Source organism: Pseudomonas sp. UME65 (genome assembly GCF_014170225.1).
In the GTDB taxonomy this organism is placed as follows: domain Bacteria; phylum Pseudomonadota; class Gammaproteobacteria; order Pseudomonadales; family Pseudomonadaceae; genus Aquipseudomonas; species Aquipseudomonas protegens.
This window is the reverse complement of record NZ_LZZQ01000013.1, coordinates 18,084-36,097: the sequence shown is the minus strand read 5'-3', so window position 1 is coordinate 36,097 and position 18,014 is coordinate 18,084. Positions and strand designations below refer to the sequence as shown.

General features: G+C 63.2%; 17 protein-coding genes. 7 read left to right on the top strand and 10 right to left on the bottom strand.

The window, feature by feature from the left end:
* Positions 1-144 precede the first annotated feature (144 nt).
* Positions 145-924 carry a peroxide stress protein YaaA gene (gene yaaA / locus A9971_RS14915; protein ID WP_011059378.1) on the bottom strand — a complete coding sequence of 260 codons (780 nt, stop codon included), beginning with the start codon at positions 922-924 and terminating at the stop codon, positions 145-147.
* 211 nt (positions 925-1,135) lie between these two features.
* Between yaaA and A9971_RS14910 the strand changes: the two genes are divergently transcribed.
* Positions 1,136-2,260, top strand: a complete 1,125-nt coding sequence (locus A9971_RS14910) for a polysaccharide deacetylase family protein (RefSeq protein ID WP_053156463.1) — start codon at positions 1,136-1,138, stop codon at positions 2,258-2,260.
* Positions 2,261-2,606: 346 nt separating this feature from the next.
* Positions 2,607-4,001: a PhoH family protein gene (locus A9971_RS14905; protein WP_011059380.1), complete on the top strand. Its 1,395-nt coding sequence runs from the start codon at positions 2,607-2,609 to the stop codon at positions 3,999-4,001.
* Between the two features lie 59 nt (positions 4,002-4,060).
* On the opposite strand, the gene A9971_RS14900 is transcribed toward A9971_RS14905, so the two are convergent.
* Genes A9971_RS14900 through A9971_RS14890 form a run of 3 tightly spaced genes read right to left on the bottom strand, consistent with a single transcriptional unit; the run spans position 4,061 to position 8,715 of the window.
* On the bottom strand, positions 4,061-7,123 hold the full coding sequence (locus A9971_RS14900) for a MexW/MexI family multidrug efflux RND transporter permease subunit (RefSeq protein ID WP_152685963.1): 3,063 nt from the start codon (positions 7,121-7,123) through the stop codon (positions 4,061-4,063).
* The gene (locus tag A9971_RS14895) at positions 7,120-8,271 is read right to left on the bottom strand and encodes an efflux RND transporter periplasmic adaptor subunit (RefSeq protein WP_015634242.1); all 1,152 of its coding nucleotides are present in this window, start codon (positions 8,269-8,271) and stop codon (positions 7,120-7,122) included. Before A9971_RS14895 ends, A9971_RS14900 begins: the two co-directional genes overlap by 4 nt.
* Positions 8,272-8,301: 30 nt before the next feature.
* Complete coding sequence (locus A9971_RS14890) at positions 8,302-8,715, bottom strand: VOC family protein (protein ID WP_015634243.1); 414 nt, start codon at positions 8,713-8,715, stop codon at positions 8,302-8,304.
* Positions 8,716-8,761: 46 nt separating this feature from the next.
* Here A9971_RS14890 and A9971_RS14885 point away from each other — a divergent pair, with 46 nt between their 5' ends.
* A complete protein-coding gene (locus tag A9971_RS14885) occupies positions 8,762-9,688 on the top strand; it encodes a LysR family transcriptional regulator (RefSeq protein ID WP_011059384.1) in 927 nt (308 codons plus the stop codon).
* On the opposite strand, the gene ribD is transcribed toward A9971_RS14885, so the two are convergent.
* From ribD to A9971_RS14855, 6 genes are all read right to left on the bottom strand, one after another.
* Positions 9,667-10,773, bottom strand: coding sequence for a bifunctional diaminohydroxyphosphoribosylaminopyrimidine deaminase/5-amino-6-(5-phosphoribosylamino)uracil reductase RibD (gene ribD / locus A9971_RS14880; protein WP_011059385.1), 1,107 nt, complete (start codon positions 10,771-10,773; stop codon positions 9,667-9,669). The two genes, A9971_RS14885 and ribD, sit on opposite strands and share 22 nt — an antisense overlap.
* A complete protein-coding gene (locus tag A9971_RS14875) occupies positions 10,770-12,473 on the bottom strand; it encodes a WD40 repeat domain-containing protein (protein WP_015634244.1) in 1,704 nt (567 codons plus the stop codon). The genes ribD and A9971_RS14875 overlap by 4 nt, the downstream gene beginning before the upstream one ends.
* 80 nt (positions 12,474-12,553) lie before the next feature.
* Positions 12,554-13,153 (bottom strand): GTP cyclohydrolase II, encoded by a 600-nt coding sequence (ribA, locus tag A9971_RS14870; protein ID WP_011059387.1) that lies wholly within the window; start codon positions 13,151-13,153, stop codon positions 12,554-12,556.
* A 66-nt stretch (positions 13,154-13,219) separates the two neighbouring features.
* Entirely contained in the window at positions 13,220-14,227 is a 1,008-nt protein-coding gene (locus A9971_RS14865; protein ID WP_183001362.1) for an SUMF1/EgtB/PvdO family nonheme iron enzyme, read from the bottom strand.
* Between the two features lie 41 nt (positions 14,228-14,268).
* The gene (locus A9971_RS14860) at positions 14,269-15,009 is read right to left on the bottom strand and encodes a class I SAM-dependent methyltransferase (RefSeq protein ID WP_015634246.1); all 741 of its coding nucleotides are present in this window, start codon (positions 15,007-15,009) and stop codon (positions 14,269-14,271) included.
* 101 nt (positions 15,010-15,110) lie between these two features.
* Complete coding sequence (locus tag A9971_RS14855; RefSeq protein WP_011059390.1) at positions 15,111-15,557, bottom strand: DMT family transporter; 447 nt, start codon at positions 15,555-15,557, stop codon at positions 15,111-15,113.
* Positions 15,558-15,787: 230 nt separating this feature from the next.
* Here A9971_RS14855 and moaC point away from each other — a divergent pair, with 230 nt between their 5' ends.
* From moaC to A9971_RS14835, 4 genes are all read left to right on the top strand, one after another.
* Complete coding sequence (gene moaC, locus A9971_RS14850; protein ID WP_011059391.1) at positions 15,788-16,261, top strand: cyclic pyranopterin monophosphate synthase MoaC; 474 nt, start codon at positions 15,788-15,790, stop codon at positions 16,259-16,261.
* A complete protein-coding gene (locus tag A9971_RS14845) occupies positions 16,258-16,500 on the top strand; it encodes a MoaD/ThiS family protein (protein WP_011059392.1) in 243 nt (80 codons plus the stop codon). Before moaC ends, A9971_RS14845 begins: the two co-directional genes overlap by 4 nt.
* 1 nt (position 16,501) lies before the next feature.
* Positions 16,502-16,954, top strand: a complete 453-nt coding sequence (moaE, locus tag A9971_RS14840; RefSeq protein WP_015634248.1) for a molybdopterin synthase catalytic subunit MoaE — start codon at positions 16,502-16,504, stop codon at positions 16,952-16,954.
* 218 nt (positions 16,955-17,172) lie between these two features.
* Positions 17,173-17,949: an ABC transporter substrate-binding protein gene (locus A9971_RS14835; protein ID WP_019094752.1), complete on the top strand. Its 777-nt coding sequence runs from the start codon at positions 17,173-17,175 to the stop codon at positions 17,947-17,949.
* Positions 17,950-18,014 lie beyond the last annotated feature (65 nt).

The following is an 18,014-nucleotide window of genomic DNA, read 5'->3' as shown; positions in this document are numbered from 1 at the left end:
AGCGCTGTCGAGTGAAATAAAAGTTAGGCAAAACGCTGAAAGTTCTATGGCGCCAGAAAATTGGCTTATTAAAGGCGGGGAATGTGCGGATGATCACATTCTGGCGCGCTCGCCGGTTGGAAACGAGCGCGGCAGGGGAACGCTTTATTCCGGTGCGTGGTCGCGCAGGAATACCAGGTTGTCGGCCTTGGACTGCTCCGCGCTGAAGCGGTAGCCCTGGACGTCGAATTGCTTGAGCTGAGCGGGGTCGTTGATGCGCTCCTGGATGACGAAGCGGCTCATCAGGCCACGGGCTTTCTTGGCATAGAAACTGATGATCTTGTACTGGCCGTTCTTCAGGTCCTTGAACTCGGTATTGATGATCCGCGCGTTCAGGGCCGTGCGCTTGACCGCCGAGAAGTACTCGTTGGAAGCCAGGTTCAGCAGCAGGTCGTCACCTTGCTCGGCCAGGGCCTCGTTCAGCCATTCGCTGATACGGGTGCCCCAGAAGGCATACAGGTCCTTGCCCCGGGCGTTGGCCAGCTTGGTGCCCATTTCCAGGCGATAGGGCTGCATCAGGTCCAGGGGGCGCAGCAGGCCGTACAGGCCGGAAAGCATGCGCAGGTGTTGCTGGGCGTAGTCGAAATCCGCCTCGCTGAGGGTTTCGGCGTTGAGCCCGGTATAGACGTCGCCCTTGAACGCCAGCAGCGCCTGCTTGGCGTTGTCTGGGGTGAAGGCCGGGGTCCAGCTACCGAAGCGCGCGGCGTTGAGCCCGCCGATCTTGTCGGATACGTGCATCAGCTCGCTGATCTGCGCCGGGGTCAGTTCCCGCAGTTGCTGGATCAGTTCCTGGGAGTGGTCGAGGTATTGCGGCTGGGTGAAGCGCTGGGTAACCGGCGGTGTTTCGTAATCGAGGGTCTTGGCGGGTGAAATCACCATCAGCATGGGGTCGTCTCCTTTTGGCGTCGGGGGATTCTAGGGGCTCGGGCGCCCGGACTCCACCTATGATGGCGATAGTCATGACCGCTGATCGCGGTTCGCCGGCAAGCCGGCTCCTGCACGAGCCTGTAGGAGCCGGCTTGCCGGCGAAGGGGCCCTGATTCCTGGCACAGATCGGCTATAGTGCGGCGCGGGTTTTGTTCTGGAGGCATCCCTTTTGCGTATCGCGTTTCTCTTCTCGGCCTGGCTTCTGAGTTTCAGCGTGCTGGCAGCGCCCAATGATGTGGCGACCCTGGACCGCAGCACCTGGCCGGAAAAGCTCGACAATCCGACCCTGTTCGACGTCGCCTCGCGGGCCGAGATCCTCACCTTCGCTCGCGCCTTGCTGATCAGCGAAGCCTGGGACGAGGCCTCGATGAAGCAGCGCCTGGGCCTGCGGATGATCAATATGGAGGCGATCTCTGAGCTGCGCGAGCATCTGTGGCAGCGCCTGCTGGATAACTACAACTTCGCCCAGCAGAGCTGCGACCAGGACGCGTCCTTCTGTTACCTGGTGGAAAACATGCAGCAGTTGCGCAAGCAGGCCGGCAAGTTCCATCTGGCGCAGGACTCCTACTACGCACGCTGGGGCGAGCCGAGCCGGACCTTCCACGAGCAGTACCTGGACGAATTGCTGCGCAAGGCCGCGCTGTCACCGCAGACCAGCAGCGAAGTGCTGCGCTTTGGCGACTACGAGCGCAATGGCGACGAGCTCAATGACCGGCTGTTTCTGCTGACCTTCGACAGCGCCGCCAACCTGGCGCCGGACAACACGCCCTGGCTCACCAACTACCTGCGCAAGGCCAACCTCAGCGGCACCTTCTTCGTTCTTGGCAACGATATCCAGAACCGTCTCGACAAGGCGTCGGTGGCCAGCCTGCAATCCCTGTATTCCCGGCAGTGCGTTGGGGTCCAGGGGTGGGAATTCCGTTCCCACAGCCATTGGCAGGACTGGCAGTACTCGATCCAGCGCAGCGCCGACCTGGTGAAAAGCAAGCTGCCGGAAAACTACGTGCCGCTGTTCCGCCCGCCCTATGGCCAGCGTCGCGCCGACGCCCAGGGCTTCTTCAATGCCCAGGGCATGCAGGTGGCGCTATGGGACATCGACGCCCAGGATGGCGCCGGCAAGCTCAAGGCCGAGGACAGCGGGCAAAGAGTGTTGACCTTGATGCTGCTGTGGCGACGCGGGGTGATCGCCTTCAATGCCAAGCAGGATGGGGTCAAGAGCAGCCTGCCCTGGTTGCTGGCCCAGACCGCGCAGAGCGGCATCGGTTGGGAAGACTGCCAGGATGCATTTCGCTGAAACGAAACAGCCTGCGCAAACAGGGAGAAATGGCGGTTGAAGAGGGGAAAAATAGCGGGATTTCGAGGCAGGCGGACTTCCGACTTTAACGGTGCCCGGGCCACTCGCCAAGGGCTATTCGTCACTCTGCAAAATAAACATCAAAAAAGCGTCAAAGTGCTTTTTCCTGTCACGGCTTTTGGAGTATTACGAACTCAGACCGCCGAAACCTGCGACACAGGTGGCGTCTCCCAAGACTCCTTGTGTGTGCAGGTCACCTGAACCCCCGCGGGTGAATTCGGTGGCCCTTCGAGGCGCGATACCCCATGGTATTGCGTCGACTGGCTCCCACATAAGGTGACCGAGTATGGATGACCACGGACGTAGCTCTTCTTCCAACCAGCCAATCCTTTATGTACTCGATACCAATGTATTGATTCACGATCCAAACGCCTTACTGAATTTCGAAGAACACCACGTCGCCATCCCCATGACCGTCCTCGAAGAGCTGGACAAGCTCAAGAGCGGGCATCACAGCGTGGCCGCCGAATGCCGCCAGGCCATCCGCCTGATCGACAAGACCCTGGGTGAAGCCTCACCCGAGGACGTCGAGCTGGGCGTACCGATCCAGCGTGGCAAGAGTGGGCCCAAGGGCTTGCTGTCGATCCTCATGAGCAAGCGCAACGAGCCCACCAGCCTGTTGCCGGACAACCTCAACGACAACATCATCATCAACCAGCTGATCGACCTGCACGCGCGCAACAAGGACCTGCCCGTGGTGCTGGTGACCAAAGACATCAACATGCGCCTCAAGGCGCGGGCCTGCGGGATCGCCGCCGAGGACTACAGCACCGACCAGCTGGTGGACGATGTTTCCCTGCTGCCCAATGGTTTCCACAACATGAGCGGCTCGTTCTGGGACCGCGTAAGCAAGGTGGAAACCCGCCAGGACCATGGCCGTACCTGGCACCAGGTGCAGTTGATCGACAACCTGCCGGCGGTGCACATCAATGAATTCATCATCGACGAACAGGGCTTTGTCGGCTGGATCAAGGAAATCCGCGCCGATGTGCTGCTGATCCTCGACCTGCATCAGGAACCCCTGTTGCACCAGGAAGCCTGGGGCCTGAAACCGCGGGACATCTACCAGGGCCTGGCGCTGTACGCGCTGCTCGATCCGGATATCCACCTGGTCAACCTGTCCGGCGCCGCGGGCTCGGGCAAGACCATCCTGGCCCTGGCCGCCGCTATCGAGCAGACCATGGTCAGCAAGCGCTACCGGCGCATCATCGCCACCCGCAGCGTGCAGGGGCTGGACCAGGAGATCGGCTTCCTGCCCGGCACCGAGGCGGAGAAGATGGAACCCTGGCTGGGCGCCATCACCGACAACCTTGAAGCCCTGCACATGGATGACGAGAACACCCACGGCAGCGTCGACTACATCCTCAGCAAGGTGCCGTTGCAGTTCAAATCCCTGAACTACATCCGCGGCCGCAGCTTCCAGCAGAGCCTGATTCTGATCGACGAATGCCAGAACCTCACCCCGCACCAGATGAAGACCATCATCACCCGTGCCGGCGCCGGTTCCAAAGTGGTGTGCCTGGGCAACCTGGCACAGATCGATACCCCCTACCTGTCGGCCACCAGTTCTGGCCTGACCTACCTCACCGAACGTTTCAAGGACTTCCCCAACGGCGTGCACATCACCCTGCAAGGGGTGCCGCGCTCGATCCTGGCGGAATACGCCGAAAGCCACTTGTAACCTCACCCTGGAACACAACGGGCGGCCCTTGGGCCGCCCGTTGCACTTCTGGCGCAGGCTCAGGCCAGTTGCTGCAGTTCCTCCAGCTCGCTGGAACGACTGTGGGCGCGTGCCATCAGGCTGTAGATCGACGGCAGCACGAACAGGGTGAACAGGGTGCCCACCAGCATGCCGATTACGATCACCAGCCCCAGGCCGAAACGGCTGCTGGCGCCGGCGCCGGAAGAAAACAGCAGCGGTACCAGCCCCACCACCATGGCGGCGGTGGTCATGAGGATCGGCCGCAGGCGGATCCGTGCCGCGCGGATAATCGCCTGGGCCGCAGTGCAGCCCAGGGCCGCGCGCAGTTCATTGGCGAACTCCACCATCAGGATGCCGTGCTTGCTGATGAGGCCGATCAGGGTCACCAGGCCGATCTGCGTGTAGATATTGATGGTCGCCAGCCCCAGCGCCAGGGGAATCAGCGCGCCACAGATCGACAGCGGCACGGTGATCAGGATGATCAGCGGGTCGCTCAGGCTTTCGTACTGCGCGGCCAGCACCATGTAGATCACGATGAGGGCGAACAGGAAAGTCAGCAGCAGGGCATTGCCTTCGTGGATGAACTGCCGCGAATCGGCCTGCCAGTCATGGCTGAAACTGGCGGGCAGGGCCTGGCTTTGCTGCTGCAGGAAGGCCACCGCCTGGCCCAGGCTGACCCCCGGGGCGGGGATGCCCTGGAAGGTCGCGGCATTCTGCTGGTTGAACTGCTTGAGCTTGTTGGGCTGGATGCTGTCATGCAGGCTGACCACGGTGGACAACGGCACCTGGGTGCCGCTGTCGGTCTCCACGTAGAAGCCGTTGAGGGCCTGGGGCGTCAGGCGCTGGGCCGCGGCGCTCTGGGGAATCACGTCGTAGGAGCGGCCCTGCAGGGCGAAGCGGTTGGTGTAGTTCTCGCCGATCAGCACCGCCAGGGTGGTGCCGATGTCCTGCATGCGGATGCCCAGGCTGTTGGCCTTGCTGCGATCGATGCGCACCTCGGTCACCGGGTTGTTGAACTCCAGGTCGCTGTCCACCACCGCGAACAGGCCGCTGGCCCGGGCCTGCTGCTTGATCTCCTCCATGGCCTGGAACAGCGAGCGGTAGTCCTCGGTGCTGCGGATCACCAGTTGCACCGGCAGGCCGCCGGTGGAGGCCGGCAGCGGCGGCAACTGGAAGACGAAGATCGAGTTGCCCTCGACCGCATCGACCTCCTGCTGCAACTGCTGCTGGATGCTGGCCGCGCTGCGCTGGCGTTGCGACCACTCGCTGAAGTTGACCCCGGCGAAACTGGCGGCCACGCCGTCGCTGCCATTGATGATCCAGGTGCTGACGGTTTCCGGCAGGCCCTGGAGGATCGCGTCCAGCTGGTAGGCATAGCGCTCGACATAGTCCAGGTTGGCGTGCTGCGGCGACTTGATCGCCAGCAGCAGGTTGCCCTGGTCTTCGTTGGGCGCCAGCTCCTTGCTGGCGTGGCCGTAGAGCCACGGCAGGCTGAGCAGCACCAGGGCGGCAAACGCCAGGACCGCGCCGCGCCAGCGCAGGGAACGCACCAGGCCGTGCTGGTAGAGACGTGCCAGCCAGTGGAAGAACTGCTCGGCCCAGCGGCTCATGCGACCTTCCTGCTGCCCCGCCGGCAGCAGCTTGGCGCACATCACCGGGGTCAGGGTCAGGGCCACTACCCCGGAGATCAGCACCGCGCCGGCCAGGGTCAGGGCGAACTCCTTGAACAGCGCGCCGGTCAGCCCGCTCATCAGGCCGATGGGCATGTACACCGCAGCCAGGGTGATGGTCATGGCGATCACCGGCGAGGCGATTTCCCGCGCCCCGACAAAGGCCGCCTGCAACGGCGTGCGACCCTCCTTGAGGTGGCGGTGGATGTTCTCCATGACCACGATGGCATCGTCCACCACCAGGCCGATGGCCAGGACCATGGCCAGCAGAGTCAAGAGGTTGATGCTGAAGCCGAACAGGTGCATCAGCGCCAGTGCGCCGACCATCGACAGGGGAATGCTGACCACCGGGATCAGCACGCTGCGGACCGAGCCCAGGCACAGGTAGATGATCGCCACCACGATCAGGATGGCTTCGATCAGGGTTTCGATGACCTCGATGATCGAGGCCTGGATGAAGTGGGCGGTCTCGAACGCCAGGGCCACCTCCACTCCCGGCGGCAGGGTCTTCTGGATCTCCGGCAGCAGGCGCTTGATGTCGGCGACGATCAGCAGCGGGTTGCCCTTGGGCGTGGCATACAGGCCCAGGTGCACCGCCGGCTTGCCGTCCATCAGCGCACTGGTTTCATAGGACGCCGAGCCCAGCTCGACCCGGGCGATGTCCCGCAGGCGCAGGAGGTGGTCGCCACGGTTGCTGATGACCATGTCGCGAAACTCGTCGAGGTTGCTCAGGTCGGTGTTGACCTGGATCGACGAGATCACGTACTGGCCCTTGATCTGCCCGGGGGCGGCCTGGAAGTTGTTGGCGCGGATCGCCTGTTCCACCTGGGCCGCGCTGACGCCGTGGCCGGCCATGCGCTGCGGGTCCAGCCACAGGCGCATGGCCAGGCGCTGGCCGCCGAAGGTCTCGACCTTGGCCACGCCCTCGATGCTGGAAAACAGCGGCTGTACCACTCGGCTGAGGTAGTCGCTCAGCGCCGAGGCGGACAGCGAGCGGCTGGCGAAACCGACATAGGCCACGGCGGTGGCGTCCCCGGCGGAACGCTCGATCACCGGGTCGTAGGCCTGCTCGGGCAGGCGGTACTTGACCTGGTTGACCTTGGCGATCACCTCGCTCAGGGTCTTCGACGAATCCTGGTTGAGGGCCATGCGCAGGGTGATCAGGCTGCGCCCCTGGACCGAGGACGAGCTGACGTAGTCCACCCCCTCCACCGAGGCCAGGGACTGGTTGATCGGCTGGGTGACAAAGCCCTGCATCAGCTCAGCCGGCGCCCCGGGGTAGTCGGTGGTGACGCTGATCACCGAGCTTTCCAGCAACGGGTACTGGCGCACCGGCAGGTTGCTGTAGGCCTTGAGCCCCGCCAGCAGGATCAGCAGGCTGACCACCAGCGCCAGCACCGGGCGGCGGACAAACAGATCGGTGAACTTCACGGCTCTTCTCCCGCGGCCAGGGTTGTCGCACTGCCGCCGGCATCGCTGAGCACGCTGTGCTGCTGCGGTTCGATCGGGGCGCCGTCACTGAGCTTGATCTGCCCGGACGTCACCACTTGCGCGCCCGGCGCCAGGCCGCTGTCGATCACCACCCGGCCGGCATGCCGCGCGCCGGTTTTCACCGATACCCGCTGCACCGTCGGCGCGCCCTGGGCATCCTTGGCCGGCTGGACCACGAACAACTCTTCGCCGTAGGCGTTATAGGTCACCGCGGTTTCCGGCACGCTCAAGGTGCCGCTGGGCAGCGGCTGGGCCAGCCGCACACGGGCGAACATATGGGGCAGGGCGCTGGCTGGCGGGTCTTGCAGGCGCGCCTGGATGCTCAGGGTGCGGGTGCGATCGAGAAACGGATCGACAGCGCTCACTTTGGCGCTGAGCACCTGCCCGGGCAGGGCATCGAGAAGCACTTCCAGGGTCGCCCCCGGCGTGACCTGGGCCAGCGCCTGCTCGGGCACGCTGAAGTTGACGTACAGGCCCTTGTCGCCAATCAGGTTGATCAGCACGTCCCCGGGGTTCACGTATTGCCCCAGGTGCACCTTGCGAATGCCCAGGGTGCCGGCAAAGGGCGCGCGGATGGTGCGCTGCTCGATTTCCGCGGTCAGCGCCTGCAAGGCGCCCTTGGCGGTGGACAGCTCGGTCTGGGCATTGTCGAAGGCTTCCCTGGAGGTGGCGTTGACCGACACCAGGCGCCGCGAGCGTTCGAGGCGGATCCGGGCGTTTTCCATTTCCCCTTGTAGGCGCACCAGGTTGCCGCGCTGGGGCGCGTCGTTGAGCTGGACCAGGACCTGGCCGCGTTCGACCCGCTGCCCTGACTGGATCGGCAGGTTGACGATGCGCCCGCCGATTTCCGCCGGCACGCTGACTTGCTGGATCGCCTCCAGTTCGCCGATGGCTTCCAGGTAGTTCGGGAAGGGCAGGGTACTGGCCGTGGCCACGGCGACCTTGACCGGTGCCTGTGCATAGGCCTGTGGGCCGGGCCGGGCCCCGTGCCACAGCCACCCGGCCAGCAGGCCGACGGTCAGCAGCGCCGCGATCAGCGCCAGCCATGCGCGCAGGGAGGGGGGCTTGGTTACACCGACGGACACCATGACATTCACTCCTTGACGTCAGTTGCAGTTTCAGTAGATCGGCCAGCAACCGGGGGTGAGCAGCTCGACGAGGTTTTCATCCGGGTCGCGGAAATAGATGCTGGAGCCGCCCTTGGGCCATTCGGTACGACCTTCCAGGGGAATGCCGGAGTGGGCCAGGCGTTCCTTCCAGCCGGGCAGGTCCTGCTTGTCGATGGCAAAGCACACATGGATCCGCCCGCTGGCATCGTGGGGCGGGATCTCGCCGCCGCTGAGGTATTTGGTGTGCAGCGAGGCGCCCCGCTTGAACAGCAACAGGGTATTCTGGCCGCCGATGTTCAGCGCCACGAGGACATCGCTCTCGACCATGACTTCCAGCTGGAAGGTTTTTGCGTAGAATTCTTTCGCGATGTCGAGATCGTTCACATAAAGGGCTGTTTCAATAATTCGTTTGAGTTGCAGCATGTGTTGCTCCTTTTGGGACCTTGCTCCCTGAGTTGGAAATGACAGGATGGTCACGGTCTTACTGCGCAATATCGATTTGAACCTGCTGGTGGTGCTTGATGCCCTGCTGACAGAAAAACATGTCACCCGCACGGCCTTGCGCCTGCACTTGAGCCAGCCGGCCATCAGCCACTCGTTGAGCAAGTTGCGCGGGTTGCTGGATGACCCGATCCTGATTCGCCGGGGCAGCGAACTGGTGCTCAGTTCCCTGGCCCAGAACATCCAGCAGCCGCTGCGGGAAATCCTCGGCCAGATCGAAACCCTGTTCGGCAAGTCCATCGACTTCGACCCCGCCAGTTCCCAGCGCATCTTCACCCTGGCGATGTCCGACTACGGCGCCGCGCTGGTGCTGCCCAACCTGATGGTGCGCTTGCGCCGCGATGCGCCGAACACCACCTTGGTGGTGACCCAGGACACCCGGCACGGAATGTTCGAGCAGGTTTCCCAGGGCAAGATCGACCTGGCCCTGGGGGTGTTTCCCAACCTGTCCGGCGACATTTCCACCGAGGTACTGTTCGAGGAAACCTTCTCCTGCCTCCTCGATCGACGCACATTGCCGGCCGACGGCACGCTGGACCTGGACAGCTACCTGGCCCGGCCACACATCCTGGTGTCGATGGATGGCAGCGCCAACGGCGAGGTGGACAGCCTGCTGCGCGACGAAGGGCTGCAGCGGCGGATAGCCGTGAGCGTGCCCCATTGGCGCACTGCCCCCAGCATGATTCACAACACCGACCTGATTCTCACGGTGGCCACTCGCACCCTGGACGAAGCGCTGCTTAACCAGGACCTGATCCAGCTGCGACCGCCGTTGCCGATTCCGCCGTTTCCCTTCGTGCAGATCTGGCATCAGCGTTTCGACAATGAACCGGCCCATGTCTGGTTGCGTGAGCAGGTCAAGCAGGTGGTCGCTCATAGCGCGCTCGGCGGCTGAGCCGGCCGCAGGCGCAGACGCAGGTCCGGCCCCAGCTGGCTGACGTCATACAGGGCAAAGTCCAGGGCCTCCTCCAGGCGGTCGAAGCACGGCAGGTGCACCAGCGGCCGGGCCAGATCCCCCAGCAGGCGCGGAGCCACGTACAACAGCAACTCATCCACCAGATGCGCCTTGAGCAGGTTGCCGGCCAGTGTCGGGCCGGCTTCCACCAGCAGGTCGTGCAGGCCGCGCTGGCTGAGGTTGTGCAGCAACTGCTCAAGGTGCAGGCCCTGGTCGTCCCCGGGCAGCGCCATGACCTGCTCGCTGTCGCTGCTGGCCAGCGGGCACTCCCGGTGCACCACGTGCAGGCTCGGCGCCTGGTCGTTGAACACCCGCGCCGTGGCGGGCACCCGGCCCTGGCTGTCGAGCACCACACGTACTGGCGCCAGGGCCTCCGGGGAGGACAGCTGGCGTACCGTGAGCAGTGGGTCGTCCGCCAGGACAGTACCGCTGCCGGTGAGGATCGCCGAGCTGCGGGCCCGCCAATACTGCACGTCGGCCCGGGCCCGGGTGCTGGTGATCCACTTCGAGCGCCCATTGTCCAGGGCCGTGCGCCCGTCCAGGCTCATGCCCATTTTCAGTTGCACCCAGGGCCGCTGGCGCCGCACCGTGGACAGAAAGCCGCGGTTCAACTCCTGGGCCGCCGATTCCAGCAGGCCGACCCGCACCTCGATTCCGGCGTTGCGCAGTTGGGCGATGCCCTGGCCGTTGACCTGTTCGAACGGGTCCTGATGGGCCACCACCACGCTGTGCACGCCGCTGTCGATCAGGGCCTGATGGCAGGCACCGGTGCGTCCGACATGGCTGCAGGGTTCCATGGTCACGTAGGCGGTGGCCCCCCGCGCCAGGCCACCGGCCTGGCGCAGGGCGAACACCTCGGCGTGGGGCCCGCCGGCCCGCCGATGCCAGCCTTCGCCGACCACTTGCGAGCCATGGGCGATCACGCAACCCACCCGCGGATTGGGCCAGGTGGAGTGGCTGCCCCGTTCTGCCAGGGACAGGGCGTGCTGCATGTGCTGGAAGTCGACTTCGCTGAAGTAGGTCATGGGCGCGCCGACTGGACAGCGGCCGGGGGCGTGATCGGGTAGATCCGGCCGTCGTAGGCGCTGGCCAGGAAACCTTCGCCGCTGGCGTCATGGATCAGGCAGGAAATGCCGCTGGCGGTGGGTTTCTCCACGCTGGCCCAGACGCGCTTTTTCAGATCGAAGACGGCCACGGTGCCGCCGTAGCTGCCGGTGGCGATCATCGAGCGGTCGCGGGAGATGGCGATGCACTTGATCGAGTGGCTGTGGGGCGTGTCGAACACCTCGCTGGCGCCATCGCGCCACAGGCGCAGTTTCAGGTCGCGACCGATGCTGGCGAAGCCGCCCTGGATCTGCGTGCAGCCGTTGGAGATCCGCTCGTGGGCCTTGTCCAGGTAGGTTTCCAGGCCGAAGTCGGCAATCCGGAAGAAGGCCGCGGCTGCGGTGGCGCACACGCTGAAAATGTAGGTTTCATCGGCGGCGATGCCTTTGATGGCGTTCTCATGCATGCGCACCTGGGTGACGAAGCGCGGCTGTTGCTGGTCCAGGCAGAAGATCAGCGCTTCGCCGGTGTAGGTGCCGATGGCTGCGTGCAAGGCTCCGTCCTTGATGAAGGTGGTGCCGCAGTTCAGGGGCGAGCGGTGCTGGTACAGGGTGGCGCCGGTGCGGGCGTCGAACACCGTGCCCATCTGGCCGCCGGTCAACACACTGTCGCCAAAGGGCAGGAGGAAGTTGCACAGGCTGCCGGCCTTGATGCTGGGTTGGCCGTTGATATGCAGGATGCCGGCGTCGCCGATGCTGTAGACGTCTTCGCCGACCACCGCCACGGCGTTGAGGCTGACCGCCGGTTCGATGCCGCTGAGGTCCCAGGTCTGGGTGGCGAAATCCCAGGTGGCATAGCGCGAGCCGAAGGTGACGAAGGCGATGCGATGGCTGCCCAGCAGCGCGCAACTGCGTGGCCAGATGATGCTCGGCAGGGAGGTTTCCGCGGTCTTGACCAGGGTGCCGTCCTGCTTGAGGTGCCAGAGCATGACCGAGCGGTCGTAGCTGAGGCTGATCAGCAGGCGCTGGCTGTCGTCCCAGATGATGCGCTTGATCCCGGCGCTGTGGGCGGGCTGCAGCAGGGTGCCGCGGGGGCTGATGATGGAGATCTTGCCTTCGTCGTCGCCGGCGAAAATGATGCCCTCGCGGGACAGGGCCACGGTGTCGGTTTCCACGCCGCCCAGGTCGATGGTTTCCAGCTGTTGCCCGGTATTGGCATCCCAGCGCCGGATCGAACCGTCATCGCTGCTCGACACCAGGGTCTGGCCATCGGCCGACCAGCACACCGAGATCACGTCGGCGGTGTGGCCGTGGAGGATCCGCAGGGTCTGGCCGCTGAGGTTGAACAGGCGGATGCTGTGGTCCCGGGAGCAGGTGGCGATGGTCTGGCCGTCCGGGGAGAAGGCGGCCATCTCGATGTCGTCGTCATGGCCGATGAGCACGGTCTTCAGGCGCAGGGACGGCACTTCCCAGACCCGCGCGGTGTAGTCGCTGCTGGCGCTTACCAGCAGCGTGCCGGCGGCGTTGAATGCGCACTGGTTGGCCAGGTGATCGTGAAGGACCCGCTGGATCGGGGTCCGGGTCCTGGCATCCCAGAGGATCACCTGGTTGTCGTAGCCGGCGGTGGCGACGTAGGTGTCCTTGAACGTGGCGATGCCGCTGATGGGCCCGAAATGTCTCATGATTATTGTCCTTAATAATGCGTTGGCGGATGACGGGCAGCCGTCCCCCGGCCCGCGGGCTCCGGGGGAGGCAGGCTCTTCTATTTGATGAGATCGATGAGGTGGTGCTTCTTGTCTTTCTTGGCTTGCAGGTAGTGGCTGTTGTGCCGGGTGAGGAAGACCCCGGTGGGGATGGTGCTGTCCACGATGATGCCGTTGTCCTTCAGGGCCTGGACCTTGTCCGGGTTGTTGGTGATCAGGCGGCAGTGCTGCACGCCCAGGGCCTTGAGCATCCTGGCGGCCATGGAGAAGTCCCGGCCGTCCTCGGGGAAGTTCAAGTGGCTGTTGGCTTCGAAGGTGTCCATGCCGCCGTCTTGCAGGCGGTAGGCATCCAGCTTGGCGTACAGGCCGATGCCCCGGCCTTCCTGGCGCAGGTAGATGAGGTAGCCGCCTTCTTCCTGCATGCGCGAGATGGACTCGCTCAGTTGCGGGCCGCAATCGCAGCGCTGGGAGTTGAAGACATCGCCGGTCAGGCATTCGGAATGAATGCGCACCAGGGGGCTGTGTTCGCTGGCGGGGCCCAGCTTGATCAGGATGTGTTCATGGGCCGCCTCCAGGCCGCTGAAACTGTAGAAAGTGCCGGGGGTGGGCGAGTCGTTCAGGGGGATGTCGACCTGGTTTCTGATGCTGAGTGTGTTCATGGAAATCCCTTCCGTTCTTTGACGTTGAACGTGTAATTGTTTGGTTGCAAAAGTAGAAATGCCGGGTCAGAGGCTCTCGGCGAGCCTGAAGCCCATCACGTAGATCTCCCTGGGGTATTTGCCGTGTCGACGGCAGTTGCGGGTCAAGTCGCGAAAGCGCGTGAAGCTGCCGCCGCGGGCAATCCGGTGGGTGCCGACCACGGTCACCAGGTCGTCGATGACGGCGTTGCCGCCGGGGTAGGGGGCGTAGTCATCGGCCACGTATTCTTCGACGTTTCCGGCCATGTCCATGCAGCCGAAGGGCGATGCGCCCTCGGGCAGGGCACCTACCGGGGTGGTGGCGAACAGGCCCATTTCCGCGGTGTTGGCGTGCAGGGGCAGAAACTGGTCGCCCCAGGGGTATTCGAGGTTTTCATGGCCGGCGGCGGCAAACTCCCATTCCGCTTCGCTGGGCAGGCGGAACGAGCGACCGGTACGGGCCGCCAGCCACTGGCAGTAGACGTCGGCATCGCCGGCGCTCAGGCCATAGACCGGATGGTTGGCGCGTTCGCTGGGGAACTGGCCGAAAAGCCAGTTGCCGGGGATGGCGGGGTACTGCGAATCCTCCAGGAATGCCCGGTATTCCAGGTTGGTTACCGGGTACTTGCCAATGGCGTAGGGCTTGAGCTCCACCTGGTGGCGCGGGGCCTCCTTCTCGATCCAGCTGCGGTCCAGCCCCAGGCCCTGCATGCGCTGCAGCACCTGGTCGATGGCCGACTCCTCCAGGCCGATCTCGACCTGGCCGCCTTCGATGGTGATCATCGGCGGGTTGAGTACATCCAGGCGTGGGTCCATGGTCTGTGCCAGCAGCCGTGCCGAGGCCAGGCGCCATGACAGGGGAGCGTCAGGGTTTTCCACCCCCAGGGCCAACTGCTCCGCCGATTTGTCGGACAACTGCCGCCAGACTGCCAGGGGCAGCGAAAGCTCGATGCCTGGCTGAAAGTGTTCCGCGAGGCCCATCAATTGCCTGTCGGTCATTTCGGCTGTCAGGGGGCCGTCGAACACTGGCCAGTGAGCAAAACCCTTGGAATTCATAGTACTTCTTGTCCTGCATCTGGTTGAGGGGAGAGGGGCGGTCACAGGGTGCAGATCAGCCCGGTTTGCAGGCAGTTGCGCTCGAAATCGTCCCAGTAGCCGACGGGATGCTTGGCACGATTGGCGACGGAGATGATTGGCTTCTGCCACTGCAGCTTGGAGAAGCCGGCCTTGAGGATGGCGTGCTCGTAGGTGTCGCGGCTCCAGCGGTGGAAGGTGAAGGCGCTGGGCGGTTGGGTAACGAACTCGGCGTGATGGCGGAAGCCACCGGCATGGGCTTCTTCGCTGAGTACGTGGACGCCGTACTTGGTGAAGTTGCCGCGTTGCAACTCGAAGCCCGGGTCCACGGTGTAGGCGATGAGTTTGCCGCCGGGGACCATGTTCCTGGCCACGACCTTGAACATCTTTTCCAGCTCTTGTGGCGATTGCGCGTAATTGAACAGCCAGGCCGCAGTGACGCGGTCGAAGTGCCCCAGTACGCCCATGTCGCAGACGTTGGCGACGTGATACTCGATGGCCTCCTGGTTGCGCGCCGATTCCTTGCGTGCCAGTTCGATCATCGATGAGGAAATATCTACCCCGACCACCTTGCTGGCGCCCTGGTGGTAAAGCTCGCGGCCGAAGTAGCCGAAGCCGCAGGCCAGGTCCAGGACGGATTTGCCTTGGATGGCTCCCACCATATGGAAGAAGGTTTCGGTTTCTACCGAGCGTTGCGAGGCGGTGTCGGTAAAGTCTTCAAAGCGTTCACCGATGGAGTCATAAGTTGCAGCTTGACTGGTCATTGTTCACCTATCTGGTCGGCTGAGTGTTATTAACTTTCCGATGAGGAAATAGTTGGGCAGGTTGTTTCTGGTTGTTATCGGTTGTTGCGTTGTTCTTATGGCTAGCCGCGAGTGGTAATGATGAATCCACCAATGACGACTAATACGCCAATGAGTTTTTGCATGCTTATTGTTTGGCGTGGAAGACCGACCAAACCGAAATAGTCGATGAGCAAGGAAATGATCAGTTGTCCGACAATCACTGTCATGATGAAGTTGAGGGCCCCTAGGCGTGGCGCCATCAGTAGGGCGACGGTGATGTAGAACACACCGGCAATCCCGCCCATCCAGATCCACCAGGGGCCTTCCTGAGCGGCTGCGAAGTTGGGGCGAGGAACTTTAATAAAGATTATTACAGCAATAAGTGCCAGTAGGCTGACAAGTAGTGATACCCCGGTGGCCCATAGTGGATGGCCTAATAGGTGTCCAAGTCTTGAATTGGTTCCTGCTTGTAGTGGTACTGCGAAACCGGCCAGGAGGCTTAGGAGGATTGATATTAGAAATGCCATGTTTTTTCGTTTCCTTTTTCCGGGAAGTTGTACTTTTATTAATATAATGGCGCCAATTCTTTGTTCTTATGCTGGGTATTCGCCACGCTGATCGTCCTCTGGGACCCTGGGCCAGACAGGCCGGCTGACCATCTCGGGCAGGATTGTTTTCCCCCGGGGGGCGGGGCTGCAGGGTGCGGAAAACTGACCCGCGGGTTTACAATCGCCGCCACCAGATCAGGAGTAACGCCGTGCTGACTCATCTCGATTCCCAGGGGCGCGCCAATATGGTCGACGTCACCGACAAGGCCGTGACCTTTCGCGAGGCGGTGGCCGAAGCGCGGGTGCGCATGCTCCCGCAAACCCTGCAGATGATCGTCAGCGGCGGTCACCCCAAGGGCGATGTATTCGCCGTGGCGCGCATCGCCGGGATCCAGGCGGCAAAGAAAACCAGTGACCTGATCCCCCTGTGCCATCCGTTGATGCTTACCAGTGTCAAGGTCGAGCTCAGTGCCGAAGGCGAGGACTGCGTGCACATCGTTGCGCGTTGCAAGCTATCGGGGCAGACCGGGGTGGAAATGGAGGCGCTGACCGCCGCCAGCGTCGCCGCGCTGACCATCTATGACATGTGCAAGGCGGTGGACCGGGGCATGACCATCGACAGCGTTCGGGTGCTGGAGAAGCTCGGCGGCAAGAGCGGCCATTACCAGGCGGATCAGGCATGAAGATCTCGGTGAAGTTTTTCGCTCGCTACCGCGAGGCCCTGGGCATTGACGGGCTGGAGATCGAAGGCGTGTTCCAGCAGGTCGAGGATGTGCGCCAGGCGTTGCTGTCCCGGGACGGGGCCGAGGTATTGGCCGAGCAGAACCTGATGTGCGCCCGCAATGAAGAGCTGTGCCAGCTGGACGAACCCCTGGAAGACGGCGACGAAGTGGCGTTTTTTCCCACGGTGACCGGAGGTTGAGATGGCGATTCGAGTGCAGTCAGCAGCGTTCGATCCCGGGGCTGAAGTCAACGCCATGCACGCCGCGGATACCGGGGTGGGTGCGGTGGTCAGCTTTGTCGGCTACGTGCGCGATTTCAACGATGGGCAGGATGTCCACGGCATGTTTCTTGAGCACTACCCGGGCATGACCGAAAAGGCCCTGGGCAAGATCGCCGCCGAAGCCGAGCAGCGCTGGCCGCTGTTGCAACTGGAAGTCCTGCACCGCATCGGCGCCCTGGAGCCGGGCGAGCCCATTGTGTTTGTCGGCGCGGCCAGTGCCCATCGCCAGGCTGCGTTCGATGCCTGTGCCTTTGTCATGGACTACCTCAAGACCCGGGCGCCGTTCTGGAAAAAGGAAAACACCGCCGACGGCCCGCGCTGGGTGGAAGGCCGCGACAGTGATCACGCGGCGGCCGCGCGCTGGAAAGACTGATCCCCTGATACTTGCCGGCGGCGCCTGAGCCCGCCGCAATCCAACCTGCAATCGACTGCGACTGTTCCCGCCGACCGCTGGGGATAAGTCGTTGCGCGCGTCGTTGACGATATGTACGTAAAAGTCCAGTATGGATTAACAAGTACAAATAAAGCGTCGCCTGTTTCTCCTCTTCTTTCTGTCTTGCCAAACCAACAACAACCCGCGAGAGAACGAACATGAAAAAACTCCCCCTGATCAGTGGCCTGGCCTTGAGCCTGTTGGCGTGCAGCAGCCTGTTCGCGGCCGAAAAGACCCTGCGCCTGGGCATCGAGGCGGCGTACCCGCCATTTGCCTTCAAGACCGCCGAGGGCAAGATCGGTGGTTTCGACTACGACATCGGCAATGCCCTATGCGCGCAGATGCAGGTCAAGTGCGAGTGGATCGAGGGCGAGTTCGACGGCCTGATTCCTTCGCTGAAGGTGAAGAAGATCGACGCTGCGCTGTCCTCCATGACCATTACCGCCGAGCGCCGCAAATCCGTGGATTTCACCCACAAGTACTACTTCACGTCGTCGCGCCTGGTGATGAAGAAGGGCGCCGAGGTGGACGACCAGTACGCCAGCCTCAAGGGCAAGACCGTGGGCGTGCAGCGCTCCACCACCACCGACCGCTATGCCACGGAGGTGTTCGAGCCCAAGGGCATCAAGGTGGTGCGCTACAGCAACAACGAAGAGATCTACATGGACCTGGCGGCCGGGCGCCTGGACGCGATCTTTGCCGACAGCATTCCGCTGGCCGACTTTCTGTCGATGCCCCGGGGGGCCGACTACGCCTTTGTCGGGCCTGAGCTCAAAGATCCGAAGTACGTCGGCGAGGGCGCCGGGATTGCCGTGCGCAAGGGCAACAGTGAACTGGTGGGCGAGTTGAACAAGGCCATCGATGATATTCGGGCCAATGGTGAATATCAGAAGATCCAGGCCAAGTACTTCAAGTCGGATATCTATGGGGATTGAGACATTGTGGCGTTCTTGAGGACGCCTTCGCGAGCGAGCTCGCTCCTACAGGTGTTGTGCAATTC

What these genes read in the sequence shown, in the direction of transcription:
- A9971_RS14885 (WP_011059384.1), top strand. Translation starts at nt 8,762, where the DNA reads ATGGTCACGGTCTTACTGCGCAATATCGATTTGAACCTGCTGGTGGTG.
- A9971_RS14835 (WP_019094752.1), top strand. Translation starts at nt 17,173, where the DNA reads ATGAAAAAACTCCCCCTGATCAGTGGCCTGGCCTTGAGCCTGTTGGCG.
- A9971_RS14890 (WP_015634243.1), bottom strand. Translation starts at nt 8,715, where the DNA reads ATGCTGCAACTCAAACGAATTATTGAAACAGCCCTTTATGTGAACGAT.
- ribA (WP_011059387.1), bottom strand. Translation starts at nt 13,153, where the DNA reads ATGAACACACTCAGCATCAGAAACCAGGTCGACATCCCCCTGAACGAC.
- A9971_RS14905 (WP_011059380.1), top strand. Translation starts at nt 2,607, where the DNA reads ATGGATGACCACGGACGTAGCTCTTCTTCCAACCAGCCAATCCTTTAT.
- ribD (WP_011059385.1), bottom strand. Translation starts at nt 10,773, where the DNA reads ATGACCTACTTCAGCGAAGTCGACTTCCAGCACATGCAGCACGCCCTG.
- A9971_RS14845 (WP_011059392.1), top strand. Translation starts at nt 16,258, where the DNA reads ATGAAGATCTCGGTGAAGTTTTTCGCTCGCTACCGCGAGGCCCTGGGC.
- A9971_RS14855 (WP_011059390.1), bottom strand. Translation starts at nt 15,557, where the DNA reads ATGGCATTTCTAATATCAATCCTCCTAAGCCTCCTGGCCGGTTTCGCA.
- A9971_RS14860 (WP_015634246.1), bottom strand. Translation starts at nt 15,009, where the DNA reads ATGACCAGTCAAGCTGCAACTTATGACTCCATCGGTGAACGCTTTGAA.
- yaaA (WP_011059378.1), bottom strand. Translation starts at nt 924, where the DNA reads ATGCTGATGGTGATTTCACCCGCCAAGACCCTCGATTACGAAACACCG.
- A9971_RS14865 (WP_183001362.1), bottom strand. Translation starts at nt 14,227, where the DNA reads ATGAATTCCAAGGGTTTTGCTCACTGGCCAGTGTTCGACGGCCCCCTG.
- moaE (WP_015634248.1), top strand. Translation starts at nt 16,502, where the DNA reads ATGGCGATTCGAGTGCAGTCAGCAGCGTTCGATCCCGGGGCTGAAGTC.
- A9971_RS14875 (WP_015634244.1), bottom strand. Translation starts at nt 12,473, where the DNA reads ATGAGACATTTCGGGCCCATCAGCGGCATCGCCACGTTCAAGGACACC.
- A9971_RS14895 (WP_015634242.1), bottom strand. Translation starts at nt 8,271, where the DNA reads ATGGTGTCCGTCGGTGTAACCAAGCCCCCCTCCCTGCGCGCATGGCTG.